This window comes from Streptosporangium nondiastaticum, assembly GCF_003011965.1.
Classification (GTDB): Bacteria; Actinomycetota; Actinomycetes; order Streptomycetales; family Streptomycetaceae; genus Streptomyces; species Streptomyces nondiastaticus.
In genome coordinates this window covers 1-1,143 of sequence record NZ_PXWG01000310.1, presented here as the reverse complement: position 1 = coordinate 1,143, position 1,143 = coordinate 1, and the positions used below count along the sequence as shown (strand labels likewise).

At 76.9% G+C, this 1,143-nt stretch carries 1 pseudogene; it reads left to right on the top strand.

Annotation, left to right across the window (positions count from 1 at the left end):
- A pseudogene (locus tag B7P34_RS35950) lies at positions 1-860 on the top strand (hypothetical protein); the annotation flags it as partial.
- Positions 861-1,143: the final 283 nt, after the last annotated feature.

Genomic DNA, 1,143 nt, shown 5'->3' with positions numbered 1-1,143 from the left:
CCCAGCCGCCCGCGCCGTGGGGCCCGGCCGCCCCGGGCCGGGCCTCGCAGACCCCCGACTGGGACGCCCTCGCCGACACCACCGCCGCCCGCGGCCGCCGCCGCAAGTGGCTGCTGATCGGCGGCGGCGCGGTGGCCACGGTCGCCGTCGCCGGCACCGTGGCGGCGCTCGTCGTCGGCTCCGGCAAGAGCGGCAGCGCCTCCGGGCTGCCCTCGCCGCAGAAGCTCCCGACCTCCTCCGGGACGCCCGAGCCGTCGTTCTCGCAGGTCGCTCCGCCGCCTCCGCCGAACCCGCGCGAGTTCATAGCGAGCGCGGAGAAGGACAAGGCCCCGCTGAGCACGAAGACGCTGTTCCCGCACAGCAAGCCGTCCCTCGACAAGCGCAAGTACGACCGCACCGCCACGGCCACGAACGAGGACTGCGCCACGGCGGCGCAGGGCGGCCTCGGCGCCGTCCTCACCGGCAACGGCTGCCGCCAGGTGCTGCGGGCCACGTACGTACGGGACGGGGTCGCGGTGACGGTCGGCGTCGCCGTCTTCGACACGAAGGCCGCGGCGGACAAGGCCAAGGAGCAGTCCACGGGGAACATCGAGTCCCTCGCGGGGGACGGCCCGTCCTTCTGCCGGGCCACGGCCTGCCGCCTCACCGCGAACGCGGAGGGGCGCTACGCGTACTTCACCGTCGCCGGCTACACGAACGGCAAGGCCGTCCCCGACGACGACAAGGACGCCCTCCAGGCGGGCCGCGACGTGGCGGGCTACACGTTCCGCCGCATCATGGCCCGCGCGAACGCCCAGGCGTCGGCGTCGGTGGCCACGCCGTCGCCGGGCACGGGCGCGGGCGCGAAGAAGCAGGCGTAGGGGGCGCGGCCCCGAGCCCTCGCGGGGCGGCCCGGCCGCACCGCACCCTCTGCCGCAGGCAGAGAAACCCCGCCGCGGCGGTGATCAGCCACCACGGCGCGATCCGGCGGTGCCGCCCCGGCCTCAGGTCCGTACGGCACCGCCGAACTCCACCGTCGTGGCTGATCGCCGCCGCGGCGGATTCAAGGGCGCGCGCAGCACCCTTGCCCCGTGCCCGGCGCCGGGGCGGCCCCGTACGTGCGCTCCGTCCGCAGGTCAGCCCCCGTCCCCGCCGTCCCCCGCC